We start from the raw sequence: 26,062 nt of genomic DNA, 5'->3' as shown, positions 1-26,062 counted from the left end.
CGCGTCTGGCCGAATTATCCCCCGTTACGTGGTCATGACGAAAGTGTTGCGGCGCAGTAACGGTTCGCGGCGTGGCTCGAGCGCGCGGCTGTCATGGAAGTGACACAGACCCGGCATAACGTGCGCGGCGTAAGCGGCGTCGGACGTGTTGGCCACATTTAATCGCACAATCGCCGACGTTTGAGTATTTTCTCAATCCATTCGGAGCAAGCACGCGATGAAGAAGTTCCTCCCCGCAGCCGCCTTCTGGACGATGTGCGGGACCGCGGCGGCCGACGGCGCGCCCCAGGCGGCCATCGAGCTGTACGTCGACACGGCTACGCGGCAGATCTTCGCGGAGCCGGGGCCCGGACGGACGCGGCTCGGCAAGTTCGTCCAGGCCAGCGACGAGGCGGCGCCCGCGGTCGCATCCGCCACCAGACCGGCGCCATCGGCGGCCACGAATGCCGTCGCCGCGGCACCCGCGGTGGCGAGCGCGAAGCCGTCGACGAAGGCCTGGTACGAGAAGATCGGCATCCGGGGATACGTGCAGATGCGCTACAACCATGAGCTGGGCGAAGACGCGAAGGACCTGAAATCGCCGGGCGACCGCTTCATCGGCCGCGAACAGGGCTTCGGCATCCGTCGCGCCCGCGTCGTCATCAGCGGCGACGTCACCGACAACATGTCGATCTACATCCAGCCCGATCTGGCCAGCACGCCGTCCGGGTCGAGCACCACGAACTTCGCGCAGCTGCGCGACGCCTACGCCGATCTTTGGCTCGACAAGGAAAAGACCTGGCGCATCCGCGCCGGCCAGTCGAAGATCCCGTACGGCTGGGAAGACCTGCAATCCAGCCAGAACCGCCTCGCTTTCGATCGCGCCGACGCGCTGAATTCCGCCGTGCGCGACGAGCGCGATCTGGGTGTGTTCGCCTACTGGTCGCCGCTCGTGGCGAAGGAGCGCTTCGCCTACCTCGTCAAATCCGGGCTGAAGGGCTCGGGCGATTACGGCGTCGTCGGCTTCGGCGTGTACAACGGGCAGGGCGCCAATCGCCCGGACCGCAACGACAAGCTCCATTCGGTGGTGCACTTCTCCTATCCCTTCAAGTTCGCCAACGGCCAGTTCCTCGAAATCGGCGCCGATGCCTACACGGGCCGCTACAAGGTCTCCACCGCGTCCGCGACGATCGACGGCCGGACCTTCACGCCGGGCGTCGACGGCACCGTGGACGGTTCGGAGGATCGCCGCGTCGCCGCGCACGTCGTGTACTACCCGCAGCCGTTCGGCTTCCAGGCGGAGTGGACCGTGGGCAAGGGACCGGAGCTCGACGTCGCGCGTCGCACGATCCGCACGAAGTCGCTGCGCGGCGGCTATGCGCAGGTGATGTACAAGTTCGACGGCGGATACGGTTCGCTGATTCCCTACGCGAAGTGGCAGACGTATCGCGGTGCCGCGAAGTTCGACACCAATGCGCCTCGCATGGAGGTCGACGAGGTGGAGGCCGGCGTCGAGTGGCAGCCGTCGAGCGCGATCGAACTCGCGGTGGCGTACGCCAACATGCGCCGCACGGACGTCAGCGCCGCACCGTATCGCCGTATCGATGGCCAGCTGCTGCGCGTGCAGCTGCAGGTCAACTACTGAGGACTGCGGTACCCCGGACCGTCGTACCGGCGTACGCCGGTATCCACGGCCTCGGTGCACGGTTTTCGCGAGGCGTCACACGCAGTGAGCGTCGTCGCGACAACCGATCGTCCCGCCGTGGACCCCGGCGTGCGCCGGGGTGACGAGCTGGAACGTCGCGGCACCCCTCACCGTCATACCGGCGCACGCCGGTATCCACGGCGACGACGCATCACTTCGCCTTCTTCGAAGCTCCCGAAGCCAGTGATTTCTCCCGCACCGCCTTGAACTCGCTGCCTTCCTTCCACACGGGCCAGACGTCGCTGTTCGCGAGCTTCTCGCCCAGCGCGTAGAACGCTTTCACGTTCTGCGTCACGCCGTCGAAGTTCCAGCGCATGTCGTACACGTCGGTCGGCTGGTGGTAGCGATTCTTCGTGTAATCCTCTTCGGCGGCCAGGCCCGCGGCCTTGCCACCCTGGACCATGTCGGTACCGCCGCCCGCCGACAGCGCCGGCACGCCGGCCTTGGCGAAGTTGAAGTGGTCGGAGCGGAAGTAGTGGCCCTTCTCCGGCGACGCGTCGCCGCTGACGACGCGGCCGTCGGCCTTGAGCACGTCGGCGAACATGTCCTCCAGATCGCCCTGGCCCAGGCCGGTCACTTCCATGTCGCGCGTGGCGCCCGTGATCGGCAGCGCGTCCATGTTGATGTCGGCCACCGTCTTGTCGAGCGGGAACGGCGGATGCGCGACGTAGTACTTGGAACCCAGCAGGCCCGATTCCTCCATCGTCACCGCGGCGAAGATCACCGAGCGCTTCGGCTTTTCCTCCGCGAACTTGCCGGCGATCTCGAGCATCGCGGCGATGCCGGTGCCGTTGTCGATGGCGCCGTTGTAGATCTGGTGACCCTTCAGCGCCGGGTCGTGGCCGAGGTGGTCCCAGTGCGCCGAGTAGACGATCGCCTCGCCGGGCTCCGAGGTGCCCTTGACCATGCCGATCACGTTGTTGCTCAGCGAGTGGGAAATCGTGCTCTGCAGGTGGATCGATGCCTTCGCATCGAGCGGCACGGCCCTGAAGCCGCGTACGTCCGCCTGCTTCGCCAGCTCGTCGAAGTTCTTGCCCGCCTTCGCGAACAGCCGCTGCGCCGATTCGTGCGTCAGCCAGCCGGCGATGGGCAGACGCGGGGCGGGATCCTCGCTCTCGGGCAGATCGAGGCGGGGCGTCGTCCAGCCGCTGCGGACGACATTCCAGCCGTACGCGGCGGGTTCCGTCTGGTGGACGATGAACGCCGCGGCCGCGCCCTTGCGCGCGGCCTCTTCGAACTTGTACGTCCAGCGACCGTAGTAGGTCATCTCGCGACCCTTGAACAATGCCTTGTCCGCGCCGTTCCAGCCCGGGTCGTTCACCAGGATCACCAGCGTCTTGCCCTTGACGTCGATGCCGTCGAAGTCGTTCCACTGCGCTTCCGGCGCGTCGACGCCGTAGCCGACGAAGACGATGTCCGAGTCCTTCAGATCGACATCGGACTTCGCCTGGAGCGTGCCGACGACCATGTCGTTTCCGAATGCGAACTTCTCGGTGCCGCCGCCTTCCGCGACATCGAGGGCCAGCGTGTCCTGCCCGTTCAGCGTGGTGGAGACGGCGGGCACCGTCTGGATCCAGTCGCCCTTGTTGCCGGGCTCCAGCCCCATGCGCTTGAACTGTTCGATGATGTAGTTCGTCGTCAGGCGTTCCCCGAGGGTCCCGGGCTTGCGCCCGTCGTATTCGTCGGACGAGATCACGCGCAGGTGCGCCGCGAAGTCGTCGCCCGTGATTTCCGGGCTGAAGTCGTGATGCTCGTTGGCCACCGCGGGCATCGGAGGCGGGGGCGAGGTGGAGGCGCGGGCCGGTGCCGTCGAGGCGGCGGCCGGGGTCTTTTCTTCGTCGTGGGACTGGCAGGCCGCCAGTGTCAGGGCCGTGAGGCAGGCAAGGGCGAGGCGTCGCATCGGCGGAGGAGTTCCTTCGTGGCTCGTCGTCCAACGAGTGTAGCGGGTGCGGGTGTCGCCCTGCCGGAAATGCTCTTCTAGCAGCAAATTTGCCAAATTCGTCAAATACTTCTGCCACTCGCTACGCCGAATCGGCAAATTCACAAAGTGCTGGCATTTGGTCCCATACACCGTTAGTTATAGGCGTCGGCGGACAGTTTCCCTCTCGGGGAATCCGATTCGGCGTAGGGACGAGGCGGGTGAGCAACCCGCGGGGAATGAGCGCGGGGGTGCGTGATGGTGTGGGTGCGAATCGAAGGGAACTGTACGGGCAGCGATAGGGGCGTTGCCGGGAATGGCTCGCGGGTGACCGCGCCACTCCCGCCGATGCGGAACGCATGGGTTGCACATGGCAGGGAGATAACGGCATGAGTCGTCCTTCCGACGTTCACGGCCTGGAAGACTACGATCTGGTCACTCTCGGTGCGGCGCTCGGCCTCTGCGAGGTCGATCTGCTCACGCTGAGCCCGGCGCGACCTCGCGCCGCCATCGCATCCACGACCCACGAGGGCGTGACGTACCTGACCGCGCACATCGACTTCGACGTGCGCGGCTCGCTGACCGTTCCCGAAGACGCCTGCATGCTGGTCTACCTGCACGAGGCCGGCGAGCGCAGCTGGTGCCAGGGCGTCAGCGTCGAATCGGACATGGCGGTGACGCTGCTGCGAGGCACGCCCACGGATTTCATGTTCGAGCGCGGCACGCGCCTCACCCTGGTGGTGGCACCGTACGCCCGCTTCCGTGCGCGCTTCCTCGCATCGGACCATGCGGACGTCGACATGGCCGCCCAGCGGCTGCGGCTGTTCTCGGTCCGGTCGGAGCACCTCCGGCGCGCCTACCGGCAGATCGCCGCGCAGGTGCGGGAGCAGGGCGAACCGGCGATGGGGCCGATCGAAGACCTGCTCGACGAACACATCCGTGTCGCGCTCTCGTCGTCGTCGGAGGATCGACCGGTCGCATCGCGCGGACGCCGTGCCCATTACCAGGTCGTGCGCCGGGCCGAGCGGTTCATGCGCGCGAACCTCCGTCGCGACATCTATTCGCTCGAGCTCTGCCAGGCGGCGGGCGCGAGCGAGCGGGGCCTTCGCTACGCCTTCGACGACCTGCTCGGCATCCCGCCGAACCGCTACCTGGCCATGCTTCGCCTGTGCACGGCGCATCGCAGCCTGGTCACGGCGGAAGCCGGCCGTCGCTCGGTGAAGTCCGTCGCGCTGAGTTGCGGCATGTGGGATCTGTCCCGCTTCGCTGAGAAGTATCGCAGCGTGTTCGGCGAGCAGCCCCGCGAGACGTTGACCCGCAGCGCCGGGGCCGAGGACCTCGCCCCTGCCGAGGAATACGACGGCTGGTAGGCTCAGGCCCGTCGTAGCCCGACACCGGACCCTTCCCGCCATGCCCTTGCCAAGGGGAGGGGAGGGTCCGCAGCAACTTATGGTTGCCTTCGGACATGCGGGGAGCGATGCTTTGCTCCACATGCCAAAACGACTCGATATACGGCTCATCGCGCCTTCCGGCTACGCGGACGACCACGCGGCGCGTGAGCGCGGCGTCGAACGACTCCTGGCTGCCGGCCACACGGTGCACGGTGCCGACGTCCTCGAGCGGGTGATGCTGCGTTTCGCGGGCACCGACGCCGAACGCGCGGCCGACCTCAACCAGCTCGCGGACCCGGGCGTGCCGTTGCCGCATCTCGTCATGGCCACCTGCGGCGGTTATGGCGCGATCTCCCTGCTCGATCGCATCGACTTCGACGGCCTGGCCGCGCGGTTCCTCGACGAGTCCTGCGTGCTGGTCGGACACGGTGACTTCACGGTGCTGCAGTGCGCGCTCTACGCCCGCAGCGCGATCGGATCGCTTCACGGGCCCATGCTGGTCGCCGATTTCGGGGCCCCCTACCTGCGCGAGAACACGTGGCGGCATTTCTGGCATACGGTGCTCTCGCCGCGCACGGACATGAGCTGGACGTGCGCCGACGATCAGCGCGATCTCCTGGTGGAAGGCACGCTCTGGGGTGGCAATCTCTCCGCGTTGTGCAGTCTCGTCGGCACGTCGTACCTGCCGCGGATCGACGGCGGCATTCTCTTCGTCGAAGAAGTCGGCGAGCAGGCGTGGCGCATCGAACGCATGCTCTACGAGCTGAAACTCGCCGGGGTGCTGGAGCGGCAGCGCGCCATCGTGATCGGCGGGCTTGGCGGCCAGCGCGTCAGCGAATACGACAACGGCTACGACATCGATCACGCCCTGCAACGCTTCGGCAAGGCCTGCAATCTGCCGATCCTTCGCGGCCTCTCGTTCGGTCATGGCGGCGACAAATGGACGCTGCCGTTCGGCGCGCACGCCGTGCTCGAGTGCGTCGCGGGCACCGCCACGCTTTCCGCGTTCGACTACGCGTATGCCGGTGCGGCCAACGGCGGGCCCGTCGCGTCCGCCTGATTCGCTGGAGGGAGCGATGTACGAATGCGGCCCACGCGGGCCGCATCGTTCCTTTTCCTCAGGAAAGCGCCGTGACCTGCGTGGCGCCGATGACGCCGATGAAGACGATCGACAGCATCCAGAAGCGCGCCGGGTCACGCCAGACGCAGACGCCGAGGCACACGATGCCGAGCACGCACGACACGATGCCGGCCGCGGTCAGGCCGACCGCGACGAGCGACGGATCACCACCGCCGGACGCGAGCAACATGGGTCGGAAAATCGCATACCAGGCCAGGACGAGGCAGGCACCGCCGACGATGCCGAGCAGCCAGTTGGCGGGATGGTTCTTCGGCAACATCTGGATGCCGAGGTAGATGGCGAGTACGACGACAGCGAAAACGACGAGCAATAAAGCCATGCGTTAACCCCTTGAAGTGTGTCGTGGCCCGCGGTCCCCACCGCTGGCCGTTTCCCGAGCATGGACCATGGGGGCCGCGAGGTCATGCTGCGCCGCGCAAGCCACCGTGCGGAAAGCGCGGCACGCACGGCAGGCGTTTCGTCGGCCCAGGCGCCGTTTCGTCGGAAACGCCGTGATCCGCGCGATGACTGCATCGTATGCTCCCGGCCACTCGAAGACGGAAGCTCCCCCGATGGCAAGCCTGAAGTTCGTGATCCGACTCGTCGTGGCATGGCTGGCCGCATGGTGCGTGCTCCTCGTCGCGCTCAATGCGATCGGCTGGGGCGAGCGGCTCCTGCCGTGGGTCTTCACGCTTTGGTTCGTCGGTCTGCTCGTCGCGCTTGCACGCGGCGCCACGCATCTCTATCGCGTACGCGTGCTCGCCGGGCGCATCGACGGGGAGACGGTGTCCAATCGGCAGCGCCGTCGCGTCGAGGTACCTTATCCGGCGGACGAGGCGTTCGCCATCGTCGAGGCGGTGGTCCGCGAACTGCCCAACGTGCGCGATGTCGGCAGCACGCGCGGTGGCTTGCAGGTGAGGGCGGAGATACCGCCCGATCTTCCGCAGAAGCAGCAGCGCGGGCGCCTGTCGAGGCTGTATTCGATCGTCGTGCGGAGCACGAAGGTGGTGGCCACCGTGACGCCCGGGGACGGTTCGAGCAGCGTCATGTACGTCTGCGAGCCCGACGGCGGCGCGTGGATCGACTGGTTCAATCCCGACGGCGGCGCGTCGCTCGAATACGTCGAGACGCTGGTGCGCGCCACGACGCAGCGCCTCGCCGAGCGGCGCAACCGCGAACGCGACGACGTGCGCCAGAGCAAGATGGAGAAGGAGCTCACGGCCGCGCAGCTCGGCCTGTTGCAGGCGCAGGTCGAGCCGCATTTCCTCTACAACACGCTCGCCAGCGCGCAGGAACTCGTGCGCACCGACCCGGCACGCGCCGACCGCATGCTTGGCCACCTCATCGCCTACCTGCGCCGTTCGCTGCCGCGCACGGATGGGTCGCTGTCGACGCTGGGCGAAGAGCTCGAACGCTCGACGGCCTGGCTGGAGATCATGCAGCTGCGGATGGGCGAGCGCCTGGCGATCCATGTCGACGTTCCGGCGCACCCGCAGAACGTGCCGATGCCGTCGATGATGCTGCAGACGCTCGTCGAGAACGCGATCAAGCACGGTCTCGAGCCGAAGCCTGGCGGTGGCGGCGTCTGGATCCGCGCGGGCGTCGACGGGGCGCGCCTGTCGCTCACGGTGGCCGACGATGGACTCGGCTTCCGCAGCGACGGCGCGGGCACCGGCATCGGCCTGAAGAACCTGCGCGAACGACTGCGGCTGATGTACGGGAGCGCGGCGACGTTCTCCATCGGTAACAATTTTCCGAACGGTGTCGCGGCGACGATCACGTTGCCCGTGACGGGAGTGGCCGACCATGCCTAAGTGCATCGTTGCCGAAGACGAGAAGCTGCTCGCCGCGGCGCTCCAGCGCGAACTCGCGCAGGCGTGGCCGGACCTCGAGGTGGCCGAGGTGGCCGAAGACGGCGGCGCGGCGCTGGAGGCCATCGCCACGCATCGACCCGACGTCGCGTTCCTCGACATTCGCATGCCGGGCCTGACGGGCATGGAGGTCGCCGCCGCGGCCGCGGACGTGAGTCCGGCGACGCTGGTGGTGTTCATCACGGCGTACGACCAGTACGCCGTCGACGCCTTCGAACGCGGCGCGGTGGACTATCTGCTCAAGCCGGTGACGCAGGATCGCCTCGCGCAGACGGTGACCCGCCTGCGCGGACGCCTCGCCGACGCGGTGCGCCATGCGGGCCGCACGGCGCAGCTGGCCAGGGACCTCGGGCCGCGCTTCGATACGTCGCCCGACGAGCCGCTGACCTGGGTGACCGCGAGCGCGGGCAGGGCGACGCGCCTGATCCTCGTGGAGGACGTGATCTATTTCCGTGCCGACAACAAGTACACGCTCGTCGCGACGGCCGATGGCGACGCGCTGCTGACGCGGCCCATCCGGGATCTGCTTCGTCAGCTCGATCCGCGGATCTTTCGCCAGATCCACCGCTCCACGATCGTCAACCTGCGTCAGGTCGCATCCGTCGAACGCGACGACACCGGCAAGGGCTGCCTGCACCTGCGCGGCCGCCCGGAAACCCTGGGCGTCAGCCAGCCCTTCATGACCATCTTCCGGGCCATGTAGGCGAGGAGTCCACCATGCGTCTGTTCCTCTCCATCATCTACTGCTTCCTGAACCTCGCCGGCTGCACGGACGCAGGCAACCGCACGCTCACCGCGAGCGCCCGCGAGAACGGCACCGTCACGCTGGAAAGCCGCACCGAGGTACGCATGGGGCGCGCGCGCTTCGCCTGCGAGGCGAGCCGCGCCGATCGCTGCTGGTACACCGTGTTCGACGCGGGCAGGGAAGTACGCGCATTTTCGCTGGCGGCACGGGAGGAACGCCTCGTCGACGGACTGCCGCCCGGGTTTACCCTGTGCGTGACGACGAACGCCGACAAGGTGACGAAAGACTGCAAACCCGCGTGAGCGTGTTACTCCTGTAGGAGCGCGCCCTGCGCGCGACATCTTTCGGCCAGGGCCCGGAGCTGGCGCGTTCGCCCGAAGACTGGCGCGAAAACATGTCGCGCGCAGGGCGCGCTCCTACCCGAAGGCAGGAGCGCACTCACGCTCACGGCGTGTTCCGCGGCACCACCGTGTAGACGATCTTCGACGGATGCGCCGCGTCGTGATGCACCACGTTGTGCGCGATCACGCCCTTGGCTTCGTCGTAATTGTTGCCGCCGGTGTTGAGGTTGCGGTCGAAGCGCGGGAAGTTGCTGCTCGTCACCGCCACGCGAAGCTTGTGGCCGGCGGCGAAGAAGTTGCTGGTGTCGATCGGCTGGAACGTGACCTTGTAGGTCTCGCCGTCCTTCATCCACACCGGCGGCTTCCCGTAGCCGTCGCGATAGCGCATGCGCTGGATGTTCTCCGTGATGTTGTACGCCTTGCCGTCCGGGTACACGTCCATCACCTTGAAGGTGAAGTCGGTGTCCTTCGCGTCCGACGAGACATACAGCGTCACCGTGATCGGGCCGCTGACCTCGGTGCCCTCCTTGAAGGGTTCGGAGTCGTACACGAGGATGTCGTTGCGCGTGAGCTGCGGATTCTGGTCGAACGAGCCGAACTTCACCGCGGTGCCCTGGCAGCAACCGCCGCCGCCCAGCGTGGTGACCGGATTGGCGGGATCGTAGAGGAAGCTGTCCGGCTGGTCGGTGTCGGCCGGCTTTTCAGCGAGCTCGCCGTCGCCGTAGAGCGTGTTCGCCTTGCCGCCACTGGTGAAGTAGAGCTCGCGCGTGGTGGCGCCGACGGGCGGCCACGTGGGCGAGTTACGCCACTTGTTCTCGCCCATCACGTAGTACATCACCTTGGGCTGCTTGTCGACGACCGGGCTGTCCACGCCCTTGAGGAACTTGTCGAACCAGCCGAACACGAGGCCCTCGTAGTCGAACCGGGCATCGCCCACGTCGAGATCGCCGATCATGGTGTGCTCGGTGGCGCGGGTGAACGCGCAGTGCAGCACCGGCGCGATCACGGCGTATTGCTGATCGGCGACGGCTTTGGACGCGGTCTCGCGAACGTGGTTGTAAGCCGCGAGGTTCGGCGACACCGAGACATCGAACCAGCTCATGAACCACAGGCCCGGCTTGTCGATCTTCATGTTCTCGTGCCACAGGCCGCCCTTGTACCAGTTCGGGCTGTTCGGCGTGCGCGCGATCATGTTGCCGCCCGTCGGCACGTCCATGGCATCGGCGAAGATGCCCTTCGGGCCGTCGATCGCCTTCATGATGTCCTTCTCGGGCAGCGTCCAGAACGCCTTGTCCCAGTCGACCGGCGGCATGGCGGCGGCGAGATCGAACGCCTTCGACGCGCGGATCAGGTCCGCCTGCGACGTGCCGGGCGGGAACATCGGGCGCACCTGGTTCTGCTCGCCGTAGAGCCACGAGATGAAGAGCATCTGCACGGCGCCGCCGCGGTACCAGTTGCCCTGCTCGTAATACGGGCCGACCTTGCCGACGCCGGCACCGAAACCCTGCACGTTGAACGTGGCCAGGCCGGGCTCGTTCTCGGCGACCACGGCCATCTGCCATTCGGCGGTGGACGAACAGCCCGTGGTGCCGACCTTGCCGTTGGACCATGGCTGCGAGGTCATCCAGCGCACGGCGTCGACACCGTCGCTGAGCGGCGCGCCGAGGATCTCGTAATTGCCTTCGGAGAAGAAGTGGCCGCGCTCGTTCATGTCGACATAGGCGTAACCGCGCTTCACCGCGGCGAGCTGCCGGCTCATGTCGCGCGGCGCGCCGAGCTTCACGTCCCAGAAGTTGAAGTTGTACGGCGTGCGCACGAAGATCGTCGGCACCTTGCCGCCGGCGTTCTTCGGCCGGTAGACGTCGGCCGCCATGCGCTTGCCGTCGCGCATCTTCACCATCACCTTGCGATCGATGATCGCGACGTCCTCGAGCTGGCGCTCGATGTCGTTGCGCTTGTCGACCATGGCCTTCTGCTCGGGCGTCAGCGTCGTCTGCTGCGCGGCGACGGGGCCGGCGGCGAGCGCCAGGCAGAACGTGGCGACGCCGACCGACAACGCGGTCCTGGCATCGTGGAGGGCAGGGCGCTTCGATCGCATCGGCAGGCTCGTTTTTTCAGGGACGGTTCATCGAGTCTGGCAAATCGATCGGGGCAGGACAATGCATGACTTCCGGCACGGTGTCTTGTCCGTCTGTCGGCAGCGTGCGTGGCTCCTTCAATCCGGAAGGGGCCACGGGCGCTAAGATGCATCGTTGGCAAAGGGGACCAGACGCATGGCGTCGACCGAGACATTCAAGTTCATCCTGATCCTGCTGGTGGCGATCCTCGCCCTCGAGCTGATCGCGAGACGGCTGCGCCTTCCGTCCGCGGCTGCGCTGCTGGCCGGTGGCATCGCCATCGCGTTCCTGCCGGGCATCCCGGCAGTGAGCTTCGATCCCGAGCTCGTGCTGACGGTTTTCCTGCCGCCGCTGCTCATGGATGGGGCGTTCTACACCGTGTGGTCCGAATTCCGCAAATACCTCGGCGGCATCCTCTGGCTCGCGGTGGGCGCCGTGGTGTTCACGACCTTCGTCGTGGGCGTCACGGTGCACTGGGTGTTGCCGTCGCTGCCGTGGGCCGCGTGCTTCGCGCTGGGTGCCGTGGTGTCGCCGCCGGATGCGGTCGCGGCGAAGGCGGTGCTGGGCAAGGTCCGCCTGCCGCGGCGCCTGCTCGTGCTGCTCGAAGGCGAGAGCCTGCTCAACGACGCGACCGGACTGGTGCTGTTCCGCTTCGCGGTCGCGGCCGCGCTCACCGGCGCCTTCAGCACGCAGGCCGCCGTGCTGAGCTTCGCGGGGCTCGCCGTCGGCGGCATCGTCGTCGGTCTCGTGGTGGGCGGATTGCTCGTTCTCGCCCTGCGCTACATCGACCACGTGTTCCTGGCGATCACCGCGTCGTGCCTGTCGCCGTGGGCCGCGTACATCGGCGGCGAATCGCTGCACGTCTCGGGCGTGATGTCGGTCGTCGCGTGCGGCATCGTGTTCGGCTGGTACCAGCACGACGTGTTCACGGCGAACATCCGCGTGCGCAGCACGGCGTTCTGGGAGGTCATGATCTTCCTGCTCGAGGCGCTGGTCTTCATCCTGATCGGGTTCTCGCTGCGTGGCGTCGTCGAGCGTCTCGGTGGCCTGGGCAACGCCATCGACTCCCTTGGCGTCCCCCTGCTGGCCGTGCTCGCCGCCGTGATCCTCTCGCGATTCTTCTGGATCTACGCCACGGATTACCTGCGCGTGCCGCTCGGGCGCCTGGTCGGCAGGCATCCCGCGCCGCCATCGCCGAAGGCGTCGTTCCTGCTCAGCTGGGCCGGCATGCGAGGCGTGGTGACGCTGGCGATCGCCCTGTCCCTGCCCGAAGCGGTGCCCGGTCGCGACCTCACGCTCGCCGCCGCCTTCGCGGTGATCCTCGTCACCGTCGTGGTGCAGGGCGGGACGATCGCGCCGGTGATCCGCTGGCTGGGCCTCGATCGCGTGGAGCGCTCGGCGTCGGAACACCTCACCGAGGCGCAGGCGCTCGTGCTCGTCGACGCCGCGCAACTCGAAGCCGTCAAGGCGCGTGCCTACGACGAGACGGGTGCGCTCATCCACCCGCGCCTGCTCGAGCAATACACGTACCGGGTATCGATCGCGGAGCGCTACGCGAAGGCGCCGGAAACGCTCGGCACCGGTCGCATGGACCACTACGACGTGGTGCTGGCCGCCATCGCCGCCGGCCGTGCGGAACTGCTGCGCCTGCATCGCTCCGGGCGCATCCACGACGAACTCCTGCACTATCTCGAGCGCGATCTCGATTTCCAGCAGATCGAAGCCGAGAACGACCGGCAGAGCCCTCCCTGACGGCATCACGGAAACCCGAACCATGACGACGTGCGTCGCCCTGCGCCACATCCATTTCGAAGACCTGGGCTACATCGAGCCGCTGCTGCGCGAGCGCGGCTACGACGTCCGTTACGTCGACGCGCCGGTGGCGAACCTCGCCGCGTTCGACCCGCTCGCCGACGACCTCATGGTCGTGCTCGGCGGTCCGGTCGGTGTGTACGACGACGACACGTACCCGTTCCTGCGCGCGGAGATCGACCTCATCCGGCGGCGCCTCGCCGCGGGCAAGCCGATCCTGGGCGTGTGCCTCGGCGCGCAGCTGATCGCCAGCGCGCTCGGGGCGAAGGTGTATGCGCTCGGCGTCAAGGAGATCGGTTTCGGTCCGCTCACGTTGACCGATGCCGGGCGCGCGTCGCCGCTCGCCGCGGTGGGCGCCGCGCCGGTGCTGCACTGGCATGGCGACCAGTTCGACATCCCGGAGGGGATGCGCCATCTCGCGAGCACGCCGGTCGGCGCGAACCAGGCGTTCGGCGATGGCAAGGGCGTCCTCGGCCTGCAGTTCCATCTCGAGGCGGACCTCGCGCACATCGAGCGCTGGCTCGTCGGCCACGCGTCGGAACTCGCGCAGGCCGGCATCGATCCGCGCACCCTCCGCGCGCAGGCGGCCGACGCGGCGGCGCTTCCCGACACCTGTCGCGCCGTCGTCGCGGCGTGGCTCGACGAAGCGTATGCATGAGTGGAAGGCCCGGCCGAGCCAGCCGGCCGCGACTCACTGCCGATCGAGGCGATCGAGCATTTCTCTGGCGTAGAAGATGCGCCCACGCTTCACGGAGGCCGGCGGTGCGTGGAGGATGCCACGTGCCACGAGTACATCCACGGCTGTGGAAGCTGTCTGGAACGAGGAGCCGAGCAACATGGCGAGTTCATTGATGGTGATGACGGGATGACCCAGCAGGAGGCGAGTGACCTTCTTCGCGGCGGCGTCGGCTCGCAAATCGTCGAGCATATGTTCCCACCGGGCGGCGATGGCATTCAGATCGTTCGCGATGTCGATCGATGTATCGCATGCCTCGACGATCGCGCGACACAAGAACGCGGTCCATACGACCCACTCCTCGCGGAGCTGGACGCCTGCGAGCGCCGCGTAGTAGGCCTGCCGGTGCCGTAACAGGTAGCCGGATAAATAAAGAGGTGGATATCCCGCGTCCTCAAGCATCAGAGGCATGAGCAGGCGTCCGACGCGACCGTTACCGTCCGCGAAGGGGTGGATCGTTTCGAACTGCGCGTGAGCGATGACGAGCCTCGCCGCGATCGGAAGTTCCCACTGTTCGTCCTCACGTGCTTCGTAGCGAAGCATCGACGTCTCCAGCTCGCGCATGCATCGGTCGATGGCATCGGGTGGGGGTGGAACGAAGATGGCGTCCTCGATACGTCCGCTGCCGATCCACGCTTGCGTATCGCGCCATTCGCCTGGACGCAGTCGTTCGTGCGCCTCGCTCATGAGTGTTTTATGCACGCTTTTGATCAAGGCAAGCGTCGGGCCTTTCATTTCGTGGCGCTGGGCGCGAAGGCCCTGATCGAGCGCGATCACATAGCGTTCGGTGACCTTCGCGTCGGCAGTGGCGCCAGCAAGTGTCCGGGTCGCTTCATAGGCGAGCAACTCACTGAGCTGAGTACGCGTACCTTCGATCTGCGAACTTTGCACCGCCTCGCGTCTGGTAAGTGTGCGGGTGATCAGATCGGTGTTGGAAAGATGCGTCGCGGCCGTGCTGAGCCGGGCCAGCGCTTCGGACGCCTCACGCAACGCGGTGGCCACCCCAGGGGTTGGCGGCAGGGAGCGCGGTGTCGGAGGCGGCACCAGCGCCTTGCAATTTGCGTGCGGAGGGGGACACGCGACGAGCTGACGCCTGCGTGCCGGCGTGAGATCCTGCTGCCGCATAAGCCTTGCTCCTGAAACGTTAAGCTTGAATAAGGGTGCGGCCTATTCAAGTTTAATGCAATATCCTTGAATAAGAGCTGGCGTTATTCAAGGATATCGTTCCGCCGATCGGGCCGCGTGGGCCTCTTGGTTCTCCCCGCGTCATCAGCAGGCAGATGATGTAGCTTGGTTCCATGTGCGGCCGCTACGCCACCTTCGGACCTGCCAGCCTCAGTCGGGAGGCGCGGATGGTGCTGGAAGAACTCGAGGTCGACATCATCAGCGAGATCAACCAGCGCGAGCCGGCGTACAACATCGCGCCGACGGCGCGCGGCCTGGTGCTGGGCCATGGCGCCGGCGGGTTCGAGACGAAGCTCTATCGCTGGGGTCTCGTGCCGTCCTGGGCGAAGGACGCGAAGGGTGGCGCGAAGCTGTTCAACGCGCGCTCGGAAACGGTGGCGACGACGCCGTCGTTCCGCAACGCGTTCCGCAAGCGTCGTTGCCTGGTCCCGGCATCCGGCTACTTCGAATGGCGCACGGAGGACGGCGCCAAGCAGCCGTACTTCCTGCACCACCCGGAAGGTCACCTGATGATGTTCGCCGGCCTGTGGGAGGGCTGGCGCGCGTCGCCCGACGACGACTGGCTGCATACGTACACCATCGTCACCGGCGAGCCGGGCAAGGTCTCGGCCGACATCCACCAGCGCCAGCCGGTGATCCTGCCGCCGGACCTCTGGCGCGTGTGGATGACCGGGGAGCCTGACGAAGCGTCGGCCGTGCTGGCCGCCGTGCCCGAGGCCGAGCTGGCCTACCACCCGGTCACGAAGGCCGTGAACTCCTCGAGGAACCAGGGCTCCGGACTGGTCGAACCGACCGGACGGGACCGACCGGCCTGACGGTCGCCTCGTAGTCGACCTCGTCGGCGCGGAAGAGCGCTTCCCAGTCGTCGTCGCGCGGTACCCGATAGGGATCCGGCGGCATCTGCCGGCGGATGTGCGCGGCGTGGTGTCTCGCGTACGCCTCGACGCTGCGCTCGAGCGCGACGGCGACCTTCGCCCGGGTCGGGCGCCAGCACGCCGGGCCGTACAGCCAGACGAGTTCCCAGCGTGGTCCGGTCTCCAGCGCGAGGCGGCGCAATCGTGCGAACGGGCGTCCGCGGCGCGACAGCCGGGCTTCGTATCCATACCCGTAGTTCGACCAGACGACGTGGCCTTCGGGTACTCCGCGTGGTGGTTTCATGGCATGCCCCCTTCGACATGGGCGGAGCATGGCGGTGCCGGGTCTCAGGGCCTTGGATCAGGTTTCCTGGCGATCGCGCGAACGGTGGTGGCGACCCTCCCGGCCCGCGTAGAGATCGCCGTCCGCGCGGGCGATGACGGTATCCACGGCTTCGCCGGGTTCGCTGACCGTGCCGCCGATGCTGAGCGCGATCTCCGCGATCGCGGCTTCCTCTTCGATCATGGCGCGCGTCTCGCCGAGCCTGGCGGGATCGTCGATCACCATCAGGAATTCGTCGCCGCCGAGACGCACCACGGCATCGCGCTCGGCGGCGCACCGATGGAGCAGGCCGACGGTGGCGACGAGGATCTCGTCGCCACGCTGGTGCCCGAACGTGTCGTTGATGGCCTTGAAGTGGTTCAGGTCGATGACGATGCACGCCCAGGGGCGATGCGCCTTCACGCGTTGTTCCAGCCGCTCCAGGTAACGCCGGTTGAAGGCCCGGGTGAGGGGATCCTTCGTCGACCATTCCACCAGCAGCTGCTCGTAGCGGTGCTGTTCCGTGACGTCCTGGGCGTGGCCCAGGACGTAGGACTCGTCGACGTCCTTCTCCACCGCGTTCTGGTAGCGCCAGTACCGCAACCCGCCGTCCGAGCCGATCAGCTCGAGCAGCCCCCGATCGATGCCTTCGCGCTGGATGCGTTCCAGGTACGCCTCGAACGCCGGTCGTCGCGCGGGCATCATGAACTCGGCGAGGTTGCGTCCGAGCATGGCGCTGATGTCGAAGCCGAGCGACGCCGCGGCGGCCGGATTGATCGACAGGAGGGTACCGTCGAAGTCGTGCGTGCAGATGAGACCGAGCGAAAGCTCGAAGATCTGCCGGAAACGCCTCTCGCTCGACTGCAGCGCCTCGATCGCGCGGCGACGGTCGGTGACGTCCTGGAAGGCGCCGGCGAGACGGACGGGCACGTCGTTTTCCCGCTCCAGCGCGCCCACCGTGCGCACCCAGATGGGCCGTCCCTTCGCGGTCACGAAGGGCAGCTCGAGGTCCCACGGCGTGTCGTGCAGTATCGCGGCGTCGATCGCCTGCCTGAGCACTTCGCGCGCGTCGGGCGGGTAGTAGGTGAGGGCATCCTCCAGGCGCGGATCGACGTCCGGCGGGAGGTCATGGATCACATAGGTCTGTTCCGACCAGCGCAGGTCGCCGTTGCGCAGGTCGAGCTCCCATCCGCCGATGCCGGCGACGCGGCCGGTGCGCTGGAGGAACTGCTGGCTGCCGCGCAGTTCGGCTTCCAGGGCCTGCGAGACCTGCGCCAGCCGCCGCGCCTCGGCGGCATCCTGTTCGGCGGATTCGCGTCGTTCGAGCAGTTCCCGGCGGCGTTCCAGTGCGACGGATGCGGCTTCCGCGAGATGGGCGAGGGCTTCCAGTTGCTGCGGCGTGAGTTGCCGCGGCTCCTTGTCCAGCACGCAGAGCGCGCCGAGCGTCACGCCATCCGCGGTCTGCACCGGGAAGCCCGTGTACGCGCGGACATCCGGCGCGCCGGTGACGAACGGGTTGTCTTCGAAGCGCGGGTCCTTCGTGGCGTCGTGCACCTCCAGCGGGCCCGACGCCGCGACGACGTGCTGGCAGAACGAGTACTCGCGAGGCGTCTCGTGCACTCCAGGCAGCCCGACGTTCGCCTTGAACCACTGGCGGTTCTCGTCGATCAGGCTGAGCAGGGACATGGGCATGCCGGTGACGGCCGCGGCGGCGAGCACGATGGCATCGAACATGTCCTCGGGCGCGCTGTCCAGCACCCGGAGTGCGCGGAGCCGGGAGAGGCGGGCCTGCTCGTCGATCGGAGTCATGACTGGGTACGTCGCTCCCTCTCGTGATGGGCGAAGCTTGCATGCGCCGGAAGCGAGGTCAAGCGCGATTCCTTCACGATTTGCACATGCGTGCCGGTGCGATAAATCGGGCGCAACGCATGCGTCATGCGCCACCGGTTTCCGTAGGGGGGGAACTTTGGGCCGACCCGCACCAGCAAGCATCCATCCGGTTCTCGACGGCGCGTGGTCGGGCACGCGACTCGACGCGCTGGCGGCGCTGCCGCAGGCCGTCGTCCTGGCGGACCGGGAGGGCCGGATCGTCTTCGCGAACGCCGCCGCCGACGCGATCCTCGGCCGCGTCCGCCGCGGCGCCGGCATCGATGATTACAGTTCCATGCACGGCATCTTCACGCTCGAGGGCCGCCCGTTTCCCACGACGGATCTGCCGCTGTCCCGCGCCATCCTGCGTCGCGAGACCACCCACGATGTCGTGATGAAGGTGCGCCGAAGCGACGGCGAATCGGCCTGGATTTCGGTGTCCGGGCAGCCCCTCCTCGACAAGGACGGTGCGCTGGTCGGCGGCGTCGTGCTGTTCGAGGCGGTGACGGAGGAACCGCGCACCGTGCAGCCCGCCCGGGCGGTGTCGAGCCACTCGTCAGGAACCCACCTCCGGCGGAGCAGGGTTCTGTCCAGTCCCTGATGGCCATCGCGTTAGACTTGGCGCCGCCGATCCATCAGCAAGCCGCCATGCACGAAAGCGACCCGACCGAACGCAACGACGACGCGCCGACATCCGTCCCGGATGAAGCCCCTGCGCGCGTGCCGGATGAGGGCGAGCTACCACGGCCGCGCCGCCCGGACGTGCCGGGCGGTCCGCTGATCCGGAAGGGCCGGTTGCGCTCGGGGCAGTAGCCTCTTCAGCGGATATCGAGCGCCGGGAAACCCTTGACCAGGTCGTCGATGGCCTTGATCTGCTTCAGGAACGGCTCGAGCTTGTCCAGCGGGAGCGCACTCGGGCCGTCGCAGCGGGCGTGGTCGGGATCTTCGTGGGCTTCGAGGAACAGGCCGGCCAGACCGACCGCCATGCCGGCGCGGGCCAGTTCGGCCACCTGGCGGCGGCGGCCGCCGCTCGCCGAGCTGGTGGACTCGCGCCGCTGCAGGCTGTGGGTGACGTCGAAGATCACCGGGCAGTTGTCGCTCCCTTCGATCATCTCGCGGAACCCGAGCATGTCGACGACGAGGTTGTCGTAGCCGAACTGCGTCCCGCGCTCGCAGAGGATGATGCGGTCGTTGCCGGACTCGCGGATCTTCTCCGTCATCAGGCGCGTCTGGCCCGGGCTCATGAACTGCGGCTTCTTCACGTTGACGACGCGGCCCGTCTTCGCGATGGCGACCACGAGGTCAGTCTGGCGGGCGAGGAACGCCGGCACCTGCAGCACGTCCACGATCTCCGCCGCCACGGCCGCCTGGTCGATCTCGTGGATGTCCGTGATGATCGGCACGCCGAACTCGCCCTTCACGCGCTCGAAGATGCGCATGCCTTCCTCGAGGCCAACCCCGCGGAACGAGTGGATCGACGAGCGGTTGGCCTTGTCGAAACTCGCCTTGAAGACGTACGGGATGCCCAGCCGTCCCGTCACGTCGACGTAATGCGCGACGGCGCGCAGGGTCGAGTCGAGGTCTTCCAGCACGTTGATGCCGCCGAAGAGCACGAAGGGCAGGGCGTTGCCGACGTCGACGCCGGGGGTGATGGTGATGTTCATCGCTTAGCGTTCCGGATGCGCGGGTAATGACAAAAAGCATAGCATTCGTCCGCGTCGCGCCGCTGCGACCGGCCGTCCCCGGCGCGCATCTACAAAACCGGTGTCTTCCGCGCAATAGGGTGGAGAACGGGTTGCCTACCCTTCGCGGATGTCCCCGGAGGAACCCGCCATGAGCACGTCGCTGACCGGTTACAGCCTGCTTCGCGATCCCCGCTTCAACCGCGGCACGGCGTTCCCGCTGGAAGAACGTAAGGCGCTGGGTATCGAGGGCCTGTTGCCTCCCGCGCCCAGTTCGCTCGAACACCAGATCGCACGTATCCACCTCGAACTTTCGCGCCTCGAGACCGACCTGCTCAAGTACCTGCTGCTGTCCGACCTGCAGGCGCGCAACGAGACGCTCTACTACGCGGTGCTGATGTCGGATCCCGCGACGTTCATGCCGATCGTCTACACGCCGACCGTCGGCGAGGCGTGCCAGAAATTCGATCACATCTTTCGCGCGGCCCGCGGCGTCTACCTTCCCATCAGCGCGAAGGGCCGCCTGAACGAGCTGCTGTCGCACTGGCCGGTGAAGGACGTGCGTTTCATCGTCGTCACCGATGGCGAGCGCATCCTGGGCCTGGGCGACCTCGGCGTCGGCGGGATGGGCATTCCGATCGGCAAGCTGTCGCTCTACACGGCGTGCGCCGGCGTGCCGCCGGAGGTCTGCCTGCCCGTGACGCTCGACGTGGGCACCAACAACACGACCCTGCGCGAGGATCCGCTCTACCTTGGCCTTCGCCAGGATCGCGTGCGCGGCGAGGACTACCACGCCTTCATCGACGAGTTCGTCGACGCCGTGCAGGAGCGCTTCCCGAACTGCTGCATCCAGTGGGAGGATTTCGCCAACATCAACGCCGTGCCGATCCTCGCGCGCTTTCGCGACAAGGTATGCACCTATAACGACGACATCCAGGGCACCGCCGCCATCGCGCTGGCAGGCATCCTCGGCGCCATCCGGATCACCGGGCAGAAGCTGGTGGATCAGCGTGTCCTGTTCCTCGGCGCGGGTTCCGCCGCGACGGGCATCGCGGAGATCGTGTCGCTGGCGATGACGCAGGAAGGGATGGACGCCGCCGACGCCCGCGCGAGGAACGTGCTGTTCGACGTCAACGGCCTCGTCACGACGGCGCGGAAGGACATCGCGGACTTCCAGCGCGTGTTCGCCATCGACCACGTGCCCGTCGACGACTTCGCGGAGGCGGTGCGGGCCATCCGGCCCACGGTGATCATCGGCGTCAGCGCCGTGCCGAAACTCTTCAACCGCGCCGTGATCGAGGCGATGAGCGAAGTCAACGAACGGCCGGTCATCTTTCCGTACTCCAATCCGACGTCACGCTCGGAATGCACGGCCGAGGAGGCCTACCGCTGGTCGAAGGGCAAGGCGGTGTTCGCCAGCGGCAGCCCGTTCCCGCCGGTGACCGTCGACGGCGTGGAGTTCGTCCCTGGGCAGGGCAACAACGTCTACATCTTCCCGGCGATGGGCATGGCGGTGTACGCGACCCGAGCACGTCGCGTGACGCAGGACATGTTCATCGTCGCCGCGCGCGCCGTCGCGTCGCAGGTTTCCGACGACGACCTCGCCAGGGGGCTCATCTACCCGCCACAGAGCAACATCTTCGACGCCTCGCTCGAGGTGGCGGTGAAGGTCGCGGAGTACGTGTTCGATCACGGGCTCGCCGGCGTCGAGCGGTTCGACGATATCCGTGAGGCGATCGCCGGCATGGCCTACAAAGCGGAATACCGCTGACGATGGCCGACGATCGCGTCGCCGTGCACGTGCTGGCCCGTGCCGGCGACCTCTTCCAGACATCCGGCGCGGACACGGCGCATGCGTTGCGGCACGTCCGCGAGGCGTCGTCGCGGCTGGGCATCGACAGCGACGTGATGATCACGATGGAGAACATCGTCGTGACGGTGGAACAGGGGGATCGTTTCGCCACCCGGGTCGGTCCGCGGCTCGCGCCGCCGGGCGTGGACATGGGGCGACTGATCGCGTTGCGTGCCGCCATCGCCGACATCGTGCCCGGTACGTCGCCCGCCGCGTTCGACGCGAGCCTCGATCGCGTGGACCATTCGCCGCGTTATCCCGGCTGGCTCGTGGTACTCGGCATGGCGACGACCGCCGCCGCGCTTGCGCGGCTCTTCGGCGCCACCTGGACGGTCGTCGCCGCGTCCTTCGTGGCGGGGCTGGTGAATCTGCTCCTGCGGACGCGGCTCGGCAAATCCGGCATGAACGGCATCGCCGTCGCCGCGATCACCGCGTTCGTCAGCGGCGTGGCGGGCGTCCTCGTGTTGAAGCCGTTTCCCGGCGTGTCGCCCGTGCTGTGCCTGACGGCGGCGGGGATGATCCTCGTTCCCGGCGTGCCGCTGATCAACGGGGTGCGCGATCTGGTGACCGGCCACGCGGCCAACGGCATCAGCCGCCTTGCCACCGGCGTCGCCACGCTGATGGCGATCGGCCTCGCGCTGCTGGCCGCGGCGGCATCTACCGGGGGAACGCTGCCCGTCGACGCCGCGCCGGTCGCGCTCGGTCTTGCCGAAGACGTCGCGTTCGCCGGCATCGCGGCCCTCGGCTTCGCGCTCCTGTTCAACGTGCCGGCGCATGCCATCTGGATCTGCGTCGTCTGCGGCATGGCCAGCCACGGGTTGCGAACGGCGTTGCAGCACGCCGGCCTCGATCTCGCCGCGGCGTCGCTCGCCGGCACGCTGGCCGCCGGAGCGATCGCTCGCGTCGCGACGCGCCGCATCGCCGCCCCGGCCGTGGCGTTCGCCTTCGCGGGCACGGTGGCGCTGATTCCGGGCTCTTACGGCTTCCGTACCGCGGTGGGAGCGATCGAAATCATGCAGGCGGGCGGGGCGGCGACGCCCGGACTCCTCGCCACCACGGTATCGCTCGCGATCACCACCCTCGTCGTGACGCTCGCGATCGCGACCGGGCTTTGCGTGGCACTGGCCGGCGAGTCCGCCCATCGACACGGTCGCGCGCCAAGCTTGCCATGACAGCCATTCGGTGGTCTGATCGAAAGGCAACCGATCGATGTCGCCGTCCGTACCAGGGAGAGTGTCATGCGCGCAGTCCTGATCGTCAGCCTCGTCCTCGCCACCGGCATCGCCAATGCGGCGACACCCCAACCGATCACGCGCGCCACGCCGCGTGCCGGCTTCGGCACGCGACAGAACAGCGCCGAGTTCTCGCAGTGCCTGCTCGATACGGTCAGGCCGGCCTATCCGGTGACCCGCGTGGAGCAAACGAAGAATGGCTTGCTGATCACGGTGGCGAGCGCCGCGCAGGTCGCTGCGATCGTCGCGGTCGGCGATTACATGGAAGGTAACGGCGCGGCCGTCACCGTACGCTCCTCCGGCGCGCGGCAACCCGAGAAGGACCCTGTCTACAAGGCCGCGCTGGGCTGCGCCTGACGTCGCATCGTCAGATGCCGCCGTACCACTCGTAACCGCGATCTTCCCAGTAACCGCCCTTGCCGCCGAAGAAGGCCGCGAACGAATCGACGACCTCGATGCGCATGAGGTATTTCGCCTGCTTGTAACCCAGTTGGCGCTCGACACGGAGACGCAGCGGCGCGCCGTGGGCGACCGGCAGGTCCTTGCCGTTCATGCCGTAGGCGAGGATGGTCTGCGGGTGGTACGCGTCGACCAGGTCGATGCTTTCGTAATAGCGGCCGCTGCCGTCCAGCGTCTGTTCGAGTTCGTCGGCGCAGTGGAACACCACGTAGCGCGCGCCGGGTTTGAGGCCCGCCACGTCGAGGATGCGTCCCAGGGGCACGCCCTGCCACTTGCCGATGGCGCTCCACCCTTCGACGCAATCGTGGCGGGTGATCTGCGTGCGCGAGGCGAAACGCTTCAGTTCGTCGAGCGAGATGCTCTGCGGGTGCTGAACCAGGCCGTCGACCTTCAGGCGCCAGTCGGCGAAGTGGTTCTCGAGCAGGCTGGCGTATTCGTCCGAATCCGGCATCTGCGTGCCATTGGCGCGGAAGACGGGCGAGAGGTCGGCTTCCGTGTATTCCTTCGCCAGGGCATGCCGGCCCTGCAACGCGCGCTGCGCGCGCAGGGTGAGCTTCTCCGTTTCGCGCAACAGCGCATCGAAACTGCCGCCCTGCGCGAGCCGGTCGCAGGAGGCGAGGGCGAGGGCGCTGCCACCGAGCGCGAGGCTCCGGAGGAACCGGCGGCGTGAGTTGTCGAGCGTCATGGCGACGTGTCCTCGTCGGTGATGGAGTAGCGCCCGGTGATCATCGAGCGCAGGTTGTTCCACAGGCCCGACAGGATGACCATCGCCACATGGACGACCACGAAGGCCACCAGCAGCGACGCCGTGATGAAATGGATCGACCGCGCCGACGGTCGGCCGCCGAAGAGCCCGGGCAGGAAGGGAAACACCGCGTCGACGCCGGGCGACATCGTCAGGCCCGTGAGCACCATCAGCGGTAGCAGCACGAACGCCACCGCCATGTAACTCAGCTTCTGCAACGCGTTGTAGCGGCGCGCCTCCTCGCCATGCGCGAAGCGCAGGCGCGCGTGGTCGACGATCTCGCGCCAGAGGTGACGCGGCGACAACTGATCGCGATCGGGCAGCAGGTCGCGACGGAAGTGGCCGCGCAGGAGGCCGTGGCCCAGGTAGATCAGCCCGTTGAAGAACAGGATCCACGCGAAGAAGAAATGCCAGCGGCGGCCCGCGCCGAGGTCGTGGTACGAAGGGATCGTGATCCATGTCGGGAACGCGCGCGCGGTGGGGCTGCCGTCTTCGTTCGACACGCCGAGCACGCCCGTCGTATCGATGCGCAGGGGGCCGGCCCGAAGGAAACCGTGCAGGGTGTCGCCGTCCGCCCGATTGCCGATCTCGAAGAAGGCGTGGTCGGCGTCGGCACCGTACTGGCCCCAGTAGAGCCGGGGATGGGCGTTGAAGATCTGCAGGCCGCTGAGCAGCAGGAACGACAGGCACGTGACGTTGAGCCAGTGCGTCAGGCGCACGACGAGCGAATGTCGACGGATCAGGCGACGGCGCGGCGCGACGGGGGTGTCGTTGCCGGCGTCGGCGCCGGCGAGAACGGGCGTGGTCATCGAAACACTCCATGCGCCGGCCAGCGCGGGGCTGGCCGGCGCTCGGGCCTTACATGGGCGGCACGACGCCGTTCTTGCCGATGATCAGCTGGTTCGAGGTCAGGCTGCCGTCGGCGGCCTTTTCAGCGCTGACAAAGACGACAGTGCCCGGCTTGACGTCCGCCACGGTGGCCGGCGCCAGCGTCACGACGGGCGTCCCGTTGGGGATGGCGATCTTCTTGTCCTGGCCGTGGTAGTTCACGGTCACGGTGCTCCCGTCGACCGACTTCACCGAGTCGGCCACCGTGGCATTCGTCATCGTGCTGTGCGGCTTCAGGTCCCACGGGTAGCTGCCTTCGCCGAGGCCCTTCAGCTGCGGGGGGAGGATCAGCACTTCCAGCGCGCCGTCGCCGCCTTCCGACTTCGGCATCGAGGCGATGCCCACGAAGTCGCCCTGCTTGATGTCGCCGATGCTCGCCTTCGCGACGCCCGAGAGCTTGTAGCCCTCGACGAGGGTGATCGTCACGTCCTTGCCTTCGCGCGACTTCACCTGCAGGTGGTCGCCGGACAAGGCGGTGACCGTGCCGCGAACGCGGACCTTCTCGGCGCCGTTATCGGCGAAGGCGGGCGACACGGCGCCGGCGACGAGCGCGGCGGTCGCGCCGAGGATGAACAGCTTGGAGCGGTGGGACATCGGAGGTTCCTTTGCGACAGCCGTCGCGGGTGAGGGAGTCCTCAGTCTACCAACTAGTAGGGTGGTGTCAATCGTCAGATGAGGGGCGCCGAGATCGCGAACGTTCCCGTGGCATGGGCGTAGAGAACGCCGTCGGCATCCGTGATCCGCGCCTCGGCCAGTGCCAGCGTGCGTCCGCGATGCAGGATGGAGCCGGTGCCATAGACCACGCCGGCACGCGGCATGACGGGTCTGACGTAGCTGATGTTGAGGTCGGTCGTGACGAAGCGCGTGCCGACGTCCACCTGCGTCTGCACGGCCAGGGCCATGGCGCCGTCCAGCATCGTGGCCAGATATCCGCCGTGCACGGAGCCCATGGGATTTCCGTGTTCGGGGCCGGGCGAGGCTTCGATCACCACGCGCCCGTCCTCGATGTCGCCGAGGGTCATGCCGAGGGTTTCACCGATGCCGACGCCGAGGCCGCCGGTGCGCCTGGCGGTAAGGAGGAAGTCGAGTCCGGTGGCGGTGTGTTGGTCTGTGCGGGTGGTCATGTCGGGCCTTTGGAAGCGAGAAAGGAGTTAGCTACCTAATAGTAGGTAGACTCGGCGGCTTGCGCCAGACCCGACGACGTGATCGCTTCGCGATGCTCAATGAGGGACGAGCTGG

At 67.5% G+C, this 26,062-nt stretch carries 23 protein-coding genes; 13 read left to right on the top strand and 10 right to left on the bottom strand.

Features of this window, described 5'->3' with window-relative positions; genetic code table 11:
• Positions 1-217 precede the first annotated feature (217 nt).
• Positions 218-1,624 carry a porin gene (locus tag BMW54_RS06900; protein ID WP_254779129.1) on the top strand — a complete coding sequence of 469 codons (1,407 nt, stop codon included), beginning with the start codon at positions 218-220 and terminating at the stop codon, positions 1,622-1,624.
• 211 nt (positions 1,625-1,835) lie between these two features.
• Here the strand turns inward: BMW54_RS06900 and BMW54_RS06895 are convergent, their stop codons facing one another.
• Positions 1,836-3,584 carry a M28 family metallopeptidase gene (locus tag BMW54_RS06895; RefSeq protein ID WP_254779126.1) on the bottom strand — a complete coding sequence of 583 codons (1,749 nt, stop codon included), beginning with the start codon at positions 3,582-3,584 and terminating at the stop codon, positions 1,836-1,838.
• A gap of 407 nt (positions 3,585-3,991) precedes the next feature.
• Between BMW54_RS06895 and BMW54_RS06890 the strand changes: the two genes are divergently transcribed.
• A complete protein-coding gene (locus tag BMW54_RS06890) occupies positions 3,992-4,972 on the top strand; it encodes a helix-turn-helix domain-containing protein (protein WP_175472798.1) in 981 nt (326 codons plus the stop codon).
• A 121-nt stretch (positions 4,973-5,093) separates the two neighbouring features.
• Complete coding sequence (locus tag BMW54_RS06885) at positions 5,094-6,053, top strand: LD-carboxypeptidase (protein ID WP_090054085.1); 960 nt, start codon at positions 5,094-5,096, stop codon at positions 6,051-6,053.
• Between the two features lie 58 nt (positions 6,054-6,111).
• On the opposite strand, the gene BMW54_RS06880 is transcribed toward BMW54_RS06885, so the two are convergent.
• On the bottom strand, positions 6,112-6,453 hold the full coding sequence (locus tag BMW54_RS06880) for a hypothetical protein (RefSeq protein ID WP_139206062.1): 342 nt from the start codon (positions 6,451-6,453) through the stop codon (positions 6,112-6,114).
• Between the two features lie 232 nt (positions 6,454-6,685).
• Here BMW54_RS06880 and BMW54_RS06875 point away from each other — a divergent pair, with 232 nt between their 5' ends.
• The 3 genes from BMW54_RS06875 to BMW54_RS06865 are packed head-to-tail and all read left to right on the top strand — an operon-like array spanning position 6,686 to position 9,031.
• Entirely contained in the window at positions 6,686-7,927 is a 1,242-nt protein-coding gene (locus tag BMW54_RS06875) for a sensor histidine kinase (protein ID WP_090054081.1), read from the top strand.
• Positions 7,920-8,687, top strand: a complete 768-nt coding sequence (locus BMW54_RS06870; RefSeq protein WP_090054079.1) for a LytR/AlgR family response regulator transcription factor — start codon at positions 7,920-7,922, stop codon at positions 8,685-8,687. Before BMW54_RS06875 ends, BMW54_RS06870 begins: the two co-directional genes overlap by 8 nt.
• 14 nt (positions 8,688-8,701) lie before the next feature.
• Positions 8,702-9,031 (top strand): hypothetical protein, encoded by a 330-nt coding sequence (locus tag BMW54_RS06865; RefSeq protein ID WP_090054078.1) that lies wholly within the window; start codon positions 8,702-8,704, stop codon positions 9,029-9,031.
• A 142-nt stretch (positions 9,032-9,173) separates the two neighbouring features.
• Here the strand turns inward: BMW54_RS06865 and BMW54_RS06860 are convergent, their stop codons facing one another.
• Positions 9,174-11,168, bottom strand: coding sequence for a CocE/NonD family hydrolase (locus BMW54_RS06860; RefSeq protein ID WP_090054076.1), 1,995 nt, complete (start codon positions 11,166-11,168; stop codon positions 9,174-9,176).
• Positions 11,169-11,343: 175 nt separating this feature from the next.
• Here BMW54_RS06860 and BMW54_RS06855 point away from each other — a divergent pair, with 175 nt between their 5' ends.
• Positions 11,344-12,939 (top strand): Na+/H+ antiporter, encoded by a 1,596-nt coding sequence (locus BMW54_RS06855; RefSeq protein ID WP_090054074.1) that lies wholly within the window; start codon positions 11,344-11,346, stop codon positions 12,937-12,939.
• A 22-nt stretch (positions 12,940-12,961) separates the two neighbouring features.
• Positions 12,962-13,657, top strand: coding sequence for a glutamine amidotransferase (locus tag BMW54_RS06850; RefSeq protein ID WP_090054072.1), 696 nt, complete (start codon positions 12,962-12,964; stop codon positions 13,655-13,657).
• Between the two features lie 33 nt (positions 13,658-13,690).
• Here the strand turns inward: BMW54_RS06850 and BMW54_RS06845 are convergent, their stop codons facing one another.
• Positions 13,691-14,860 (bottom strand): Fic family protein, encoded by a 1,170-nt coding sequence (locus BMW54_RS06845; RefSeq protein ID WP_090054070.1) that lies wholly within the window; start codon positions 14,858-14,860, stop codon positions 13,691-13,693.
• A 173-nt stretch (positions 14,861-15,033) separates the two neighbouring features.
• On the opposite strand from BMW54_RS06845, the gene BMW54_RS06840 reads away from it, so the two are divergent.
• Positions 15,034-15,735 (top strand): SOS response-associated peptidase, encoded by a 702-nt coding sequence (locus BMW54_RS06840; RefSeq protein ID WP_090054068.1) that lies wholly within the window; start codon positions 15,034-15,036, stop codon positions 15,733-15,735.
• A gap of 400 nt (positions 15,736-16,135) precedes the next feature.
• On the opposite strand, the gene BMW54_RS06835 is transcribed toward BMW54_RS06840, so the two are convergent.
• Positions 16,136-17,905 (bottom strand): sensor domain-containing diguanylate cyclase, encoded by a 1,770-nt coding sequence (locus BMW54_RS06835; protein WP_090054066.1) that lies wholly within the window; start codon positions 17,903-17,905, stop codon positions 16,136-16,138.
• Between the two features lie 157 nt (positions 17,906-18,062).
• Between BMW54_RS06835 and BMW54_RS18785 the strand changes: the two genes are divergently transcribed.
• Entirely contained in the window at positions 18,063-18,566 is a 504-nt protein-coding gene (locus BMW54_RS18785) for a PAS domain-containing protein (protein WP_175472797.1), read from the top strand.
• Between the two features lie 217 nt (positions 18,567-18,783).
• Here the strand turns inward: BMW54_RS18785 and kdsA are convergent, their stop codons facing one another.
• A complete protein-coding gene (gene kdsA, locus BMW54_RS06825; RefSeq protein ID WP_090054062.1) occupies positions 18,784-19,629 on the bottom strand; it encodes a 3-deoxy-8-phosphooctulonate synthase in 846 nt (281 codons plus the stop codon).
• A gap of 169 nt (positions 19,630-19,798) precedes the next feature.
• On the opposite strand from kdsA, the gene BMW54_RS06820 reads away from it, so the two are divergent.
• From BMW54_RS06820 to BMW54_RS06810, 3 genes are all read left to right on the top strand, one after another.
• Complete coding sequence (locus BMW54_RS06820; RefSeq protein WP_090054060.1) at positions 19,799-21,418, top strand: NAD-dependent malic enzyme; 1,620 nt, start codon at positions 19,799-19,801, stop codon at positions 21,416-21,418.
• A 2-nt stretch (positions 21,419-21,420) separates the two neighbouring features.
• Positions 21,421-22,671 (top strand): threonine/serine exporter family protein, encoded by a 1,251-nt coding sequence (locus BMW54_RS06815; protein ID WP_090054058.1) that lies wholly within the window; start codon positions 21,421-21,423, stop codon positions 22,669-22,671.
• A gap of 66 nt (positions 22,672-22,737) precedes the next feature.
• Positions 22,738-23,088, top strand: coding sequence for a hypothetical protein (locus BMW54_RS06810; protein ID WP_090054056.1), 351 nt, complete (start codon positions 22,738-22,740; stop codon positions 23,086-23,088).
• 10 nt (positions 23,089-23,098) lie between these two features.
• Here BMW54_RS06810 and BMW54_RS06805 read toward each other — a convergent pair whose 3' ends face one another.
• The 4 genes from BMW54_RS06805 to BMW54_RS06790 form a co-directional block, all read right to left on the bottom strand.
• Positions 23,099-23,875 carry a molybdopterin-binding protein gene (locus BMW54_RS06805; RefSeq protein WP_090054055.1) on the bottom strand — a complete coding sequence of 259 codons (777 nt, stop codon included), beginning with the start codon at positions 23,873-23,875 and terminating at the stop codon, positions 23,099-23,101.
• Positions 23,872-24,744: a cytochrome b/b6 domain-containing protein gene (locus BMW54_RS06800; protein WP_090054053.1), complete on the bottom strand. Its 873-nt coding sequence runs from the start codon at positions 24,742-24,744 to the stop codon at positions 23,872-23,874. The genes BMW54_RS06805 and BMW54_RS06800 overlap by 4 nt, the downstream gene beginning before the upstream one ends.
• A 49-nt stretch (positions 24,745-24,793) precedes the next feature.
• On the bottom strand, positions 24,794-25,417 hold the full coding sequence (locus tag BMW54_RS06795; protein WP_090054051.1) for a hypothetical protein: 624 nt from the start codon (positions 25,415-25,417) through the stop codon (positions 24,794-24,796).
• 74 nt (positions 25,418-25,491) lie between these two features.
• Positions 25,492-25,947 (bottom strand): PaaI family thioesterase, encoded by a 456-nt coding sequence (locus tag BMW54_RS06790; RefSeq protein ID WP_090054049.1) that lies wholly within the window; start codon positions 25,945-25,947, stop codon positions 25,492-25,494.
• Positions 25,948-26,062: the final 115 nt, after the last annotated feature.

This window comes from Luteibacter sp. 329MFSha (genome assembly GCF_900111665.1).
GTDB lineage: Bacteria > Pseudomonadota > Gammaproteobacteria > Xanthomonadales > Rhodanobacteraceae > Luteibacter.
This window is presented reverse-complemented; position numbering and strand designations above follow the sequence as displayed.

Excerpts from the sequence above, each read along its gene's own strand:
- BMW54_RS06800 (WP_090054053.1), bottom strand. The coding sequence starts at position 24,744 with ATGACCACGCCCGTTCTCGCCGGCGCCGACGCCGGCAACGACACCCCC.
- BMW54_RS06885 (WP_090054085.1), top strand. The coding sequence starts at position 5,094 with ATGCCAAAACGACTCGATATACGGCTCATCGCGCCTTCCGGCTACGCG.
- BMW54_RS06815 (WP_090054058.1), top strand. The coding sequence starts at position 21,421 with ATGGCCGACGATCGCGTCGCCGTGCACGTGCTGGCCCGTGCCGGCGAC.
- BMW54_RS06835 (WP_090054066.1), bottom strand. The coding sequence starts at position 17,905 with ATGACTCCGATCGACGAGCAGGCCCGCCTCTCCCGGCTCCGCGCACTC.
- BMW54_RS06865 (WP_090054078.1), top strand. The coding sequence starts at position 8,702 with ATGCGTCTGTTCCTCTCCATCATCTACTGCTTCCTGAACCTCGCCGGC.
- BMW54_RS06850 (WP_090054072.1), top strand. The coding sequence starts at position 12,962 with ATGACGACGTGCGTCGCCCTGCGCCACATCCATTTCGAAGACCTGGGC.
- BMW54_RS06870 (WP_090054079.1), top strand. The coding sequence starts at position 7,920 with ATGCCTAAGTGCATCGTTGCCGAAGACGAGAAGCTGCTCGCCGCGGCG.
- BMW54_RS06890 (WP_175472798.1), top strand. The coding sequence starts at position 3,992 with ATGAGTCGTCCTTCCGACGTTCACGGCCTGGAAGACTACGATCTGGTC.
- BMW54_RS06840 (WP_090054068.1), top strand. The coding sequence starts at position 15,034 with ATGTGCGGCCGCTACGCCACCTTCGGACCTGCCAGCCTCAGTCGGGAG.
- BMW54_RS06855 (WP_090054074.1), top strand. The coding sequence starts at position 11,344 with ATGGCGTCGACCGAGACATTCAAGTTCATCCTGATCCTGCTGGTGGCG.
- BMW54_RS06900 (WP_254779129.1), top strand. The coding sequence starts at position 218 with ATGAAGAAGTTCCTCCCCGCAGCCGCCTTCTGGACGATGTGCGGGACC.
- BMW54_RS06790 (WP_090054049.1), bottom strand. The coding sequence starts at position 25,947 with ATGACCACCCGCACAGACCAACACACCGCCACCGGACTCGACTTCCTC.
- BMW54_RS06895 (WP_254779126.1), bottom strand. The coding sequence starts at position 3,584 with ATGCGACGCCTCGCCCTTGCCTGCCTCACGGCCCTGACACTGGCGGCC.
- kdsA (WP_090054062.1), bottom strand. The coding sequence starts at position 19,629 with ATGAACATCACCATCACCCCCGGCGTCGACGTCGGCAACGCCCTGCCC.
- BMW54_RS06845 (WP_090054070.1), bottom strand. The coding sequence starts at position 14,860 with ATGCGGCAGCAGGATCTCACGCCGGCACGCAGGCGTCAGCTCGTCGCG.
- BMW54_RS06805 (WP_090054055.1), bottom strand. The coding sequence starts at position 23,875 with ATGACGCTCGACAACTCACGCCGCCGGTTCCTCCGGAGCCTCGCGCTC.
- BMW54_RS06820 (WP_090054060.1), top strand. The coding sequence starts at position 19,799 with ATGAGCACGTCGCTGACCGGTTACAGCCTGCTTCGCGATCCCCGCTTC.
- BMW54_RS06795 (WP_090054051.1), bottom strand. The coding sequence starts at position 25,417 with ATGTCCCACCGCTCCAAGCTGTTCATCCTCGGCGCGACCGCCGCGCTC.
- BMW54_RS06810 (WP_090054056.1), top strand. The coding sequence starts at position 22,738 with ATGCGCGCAGTCCTGATCGTCAGCCTCGTCCTCGCCACCGGCATCGCC.
- BMW54_RS06860 (WP_090054076.1), bottom strand. The coding sequence starts at position 11,168 with ATGCGATCGAAGCGCCCTGCCCTCCACGATGCCAGGACCGCGTTGTCG.
- BMW54_RS06880 (WP_139206062.1), bottom strand. The coding sequence starts at position 6,453 with ATGGCTTTATTGCTCGTCGTTTTCGCTGTCGTCGTACTCGCCATCTAC.
- BMW54_RS06875 (WP_090054081.1), top strand. The coding sequence starts at position 6,686 with ATGGCAAGCCTGAAGTTCGTGATCCGACTCGTCGTGGCATGGCTGGCC.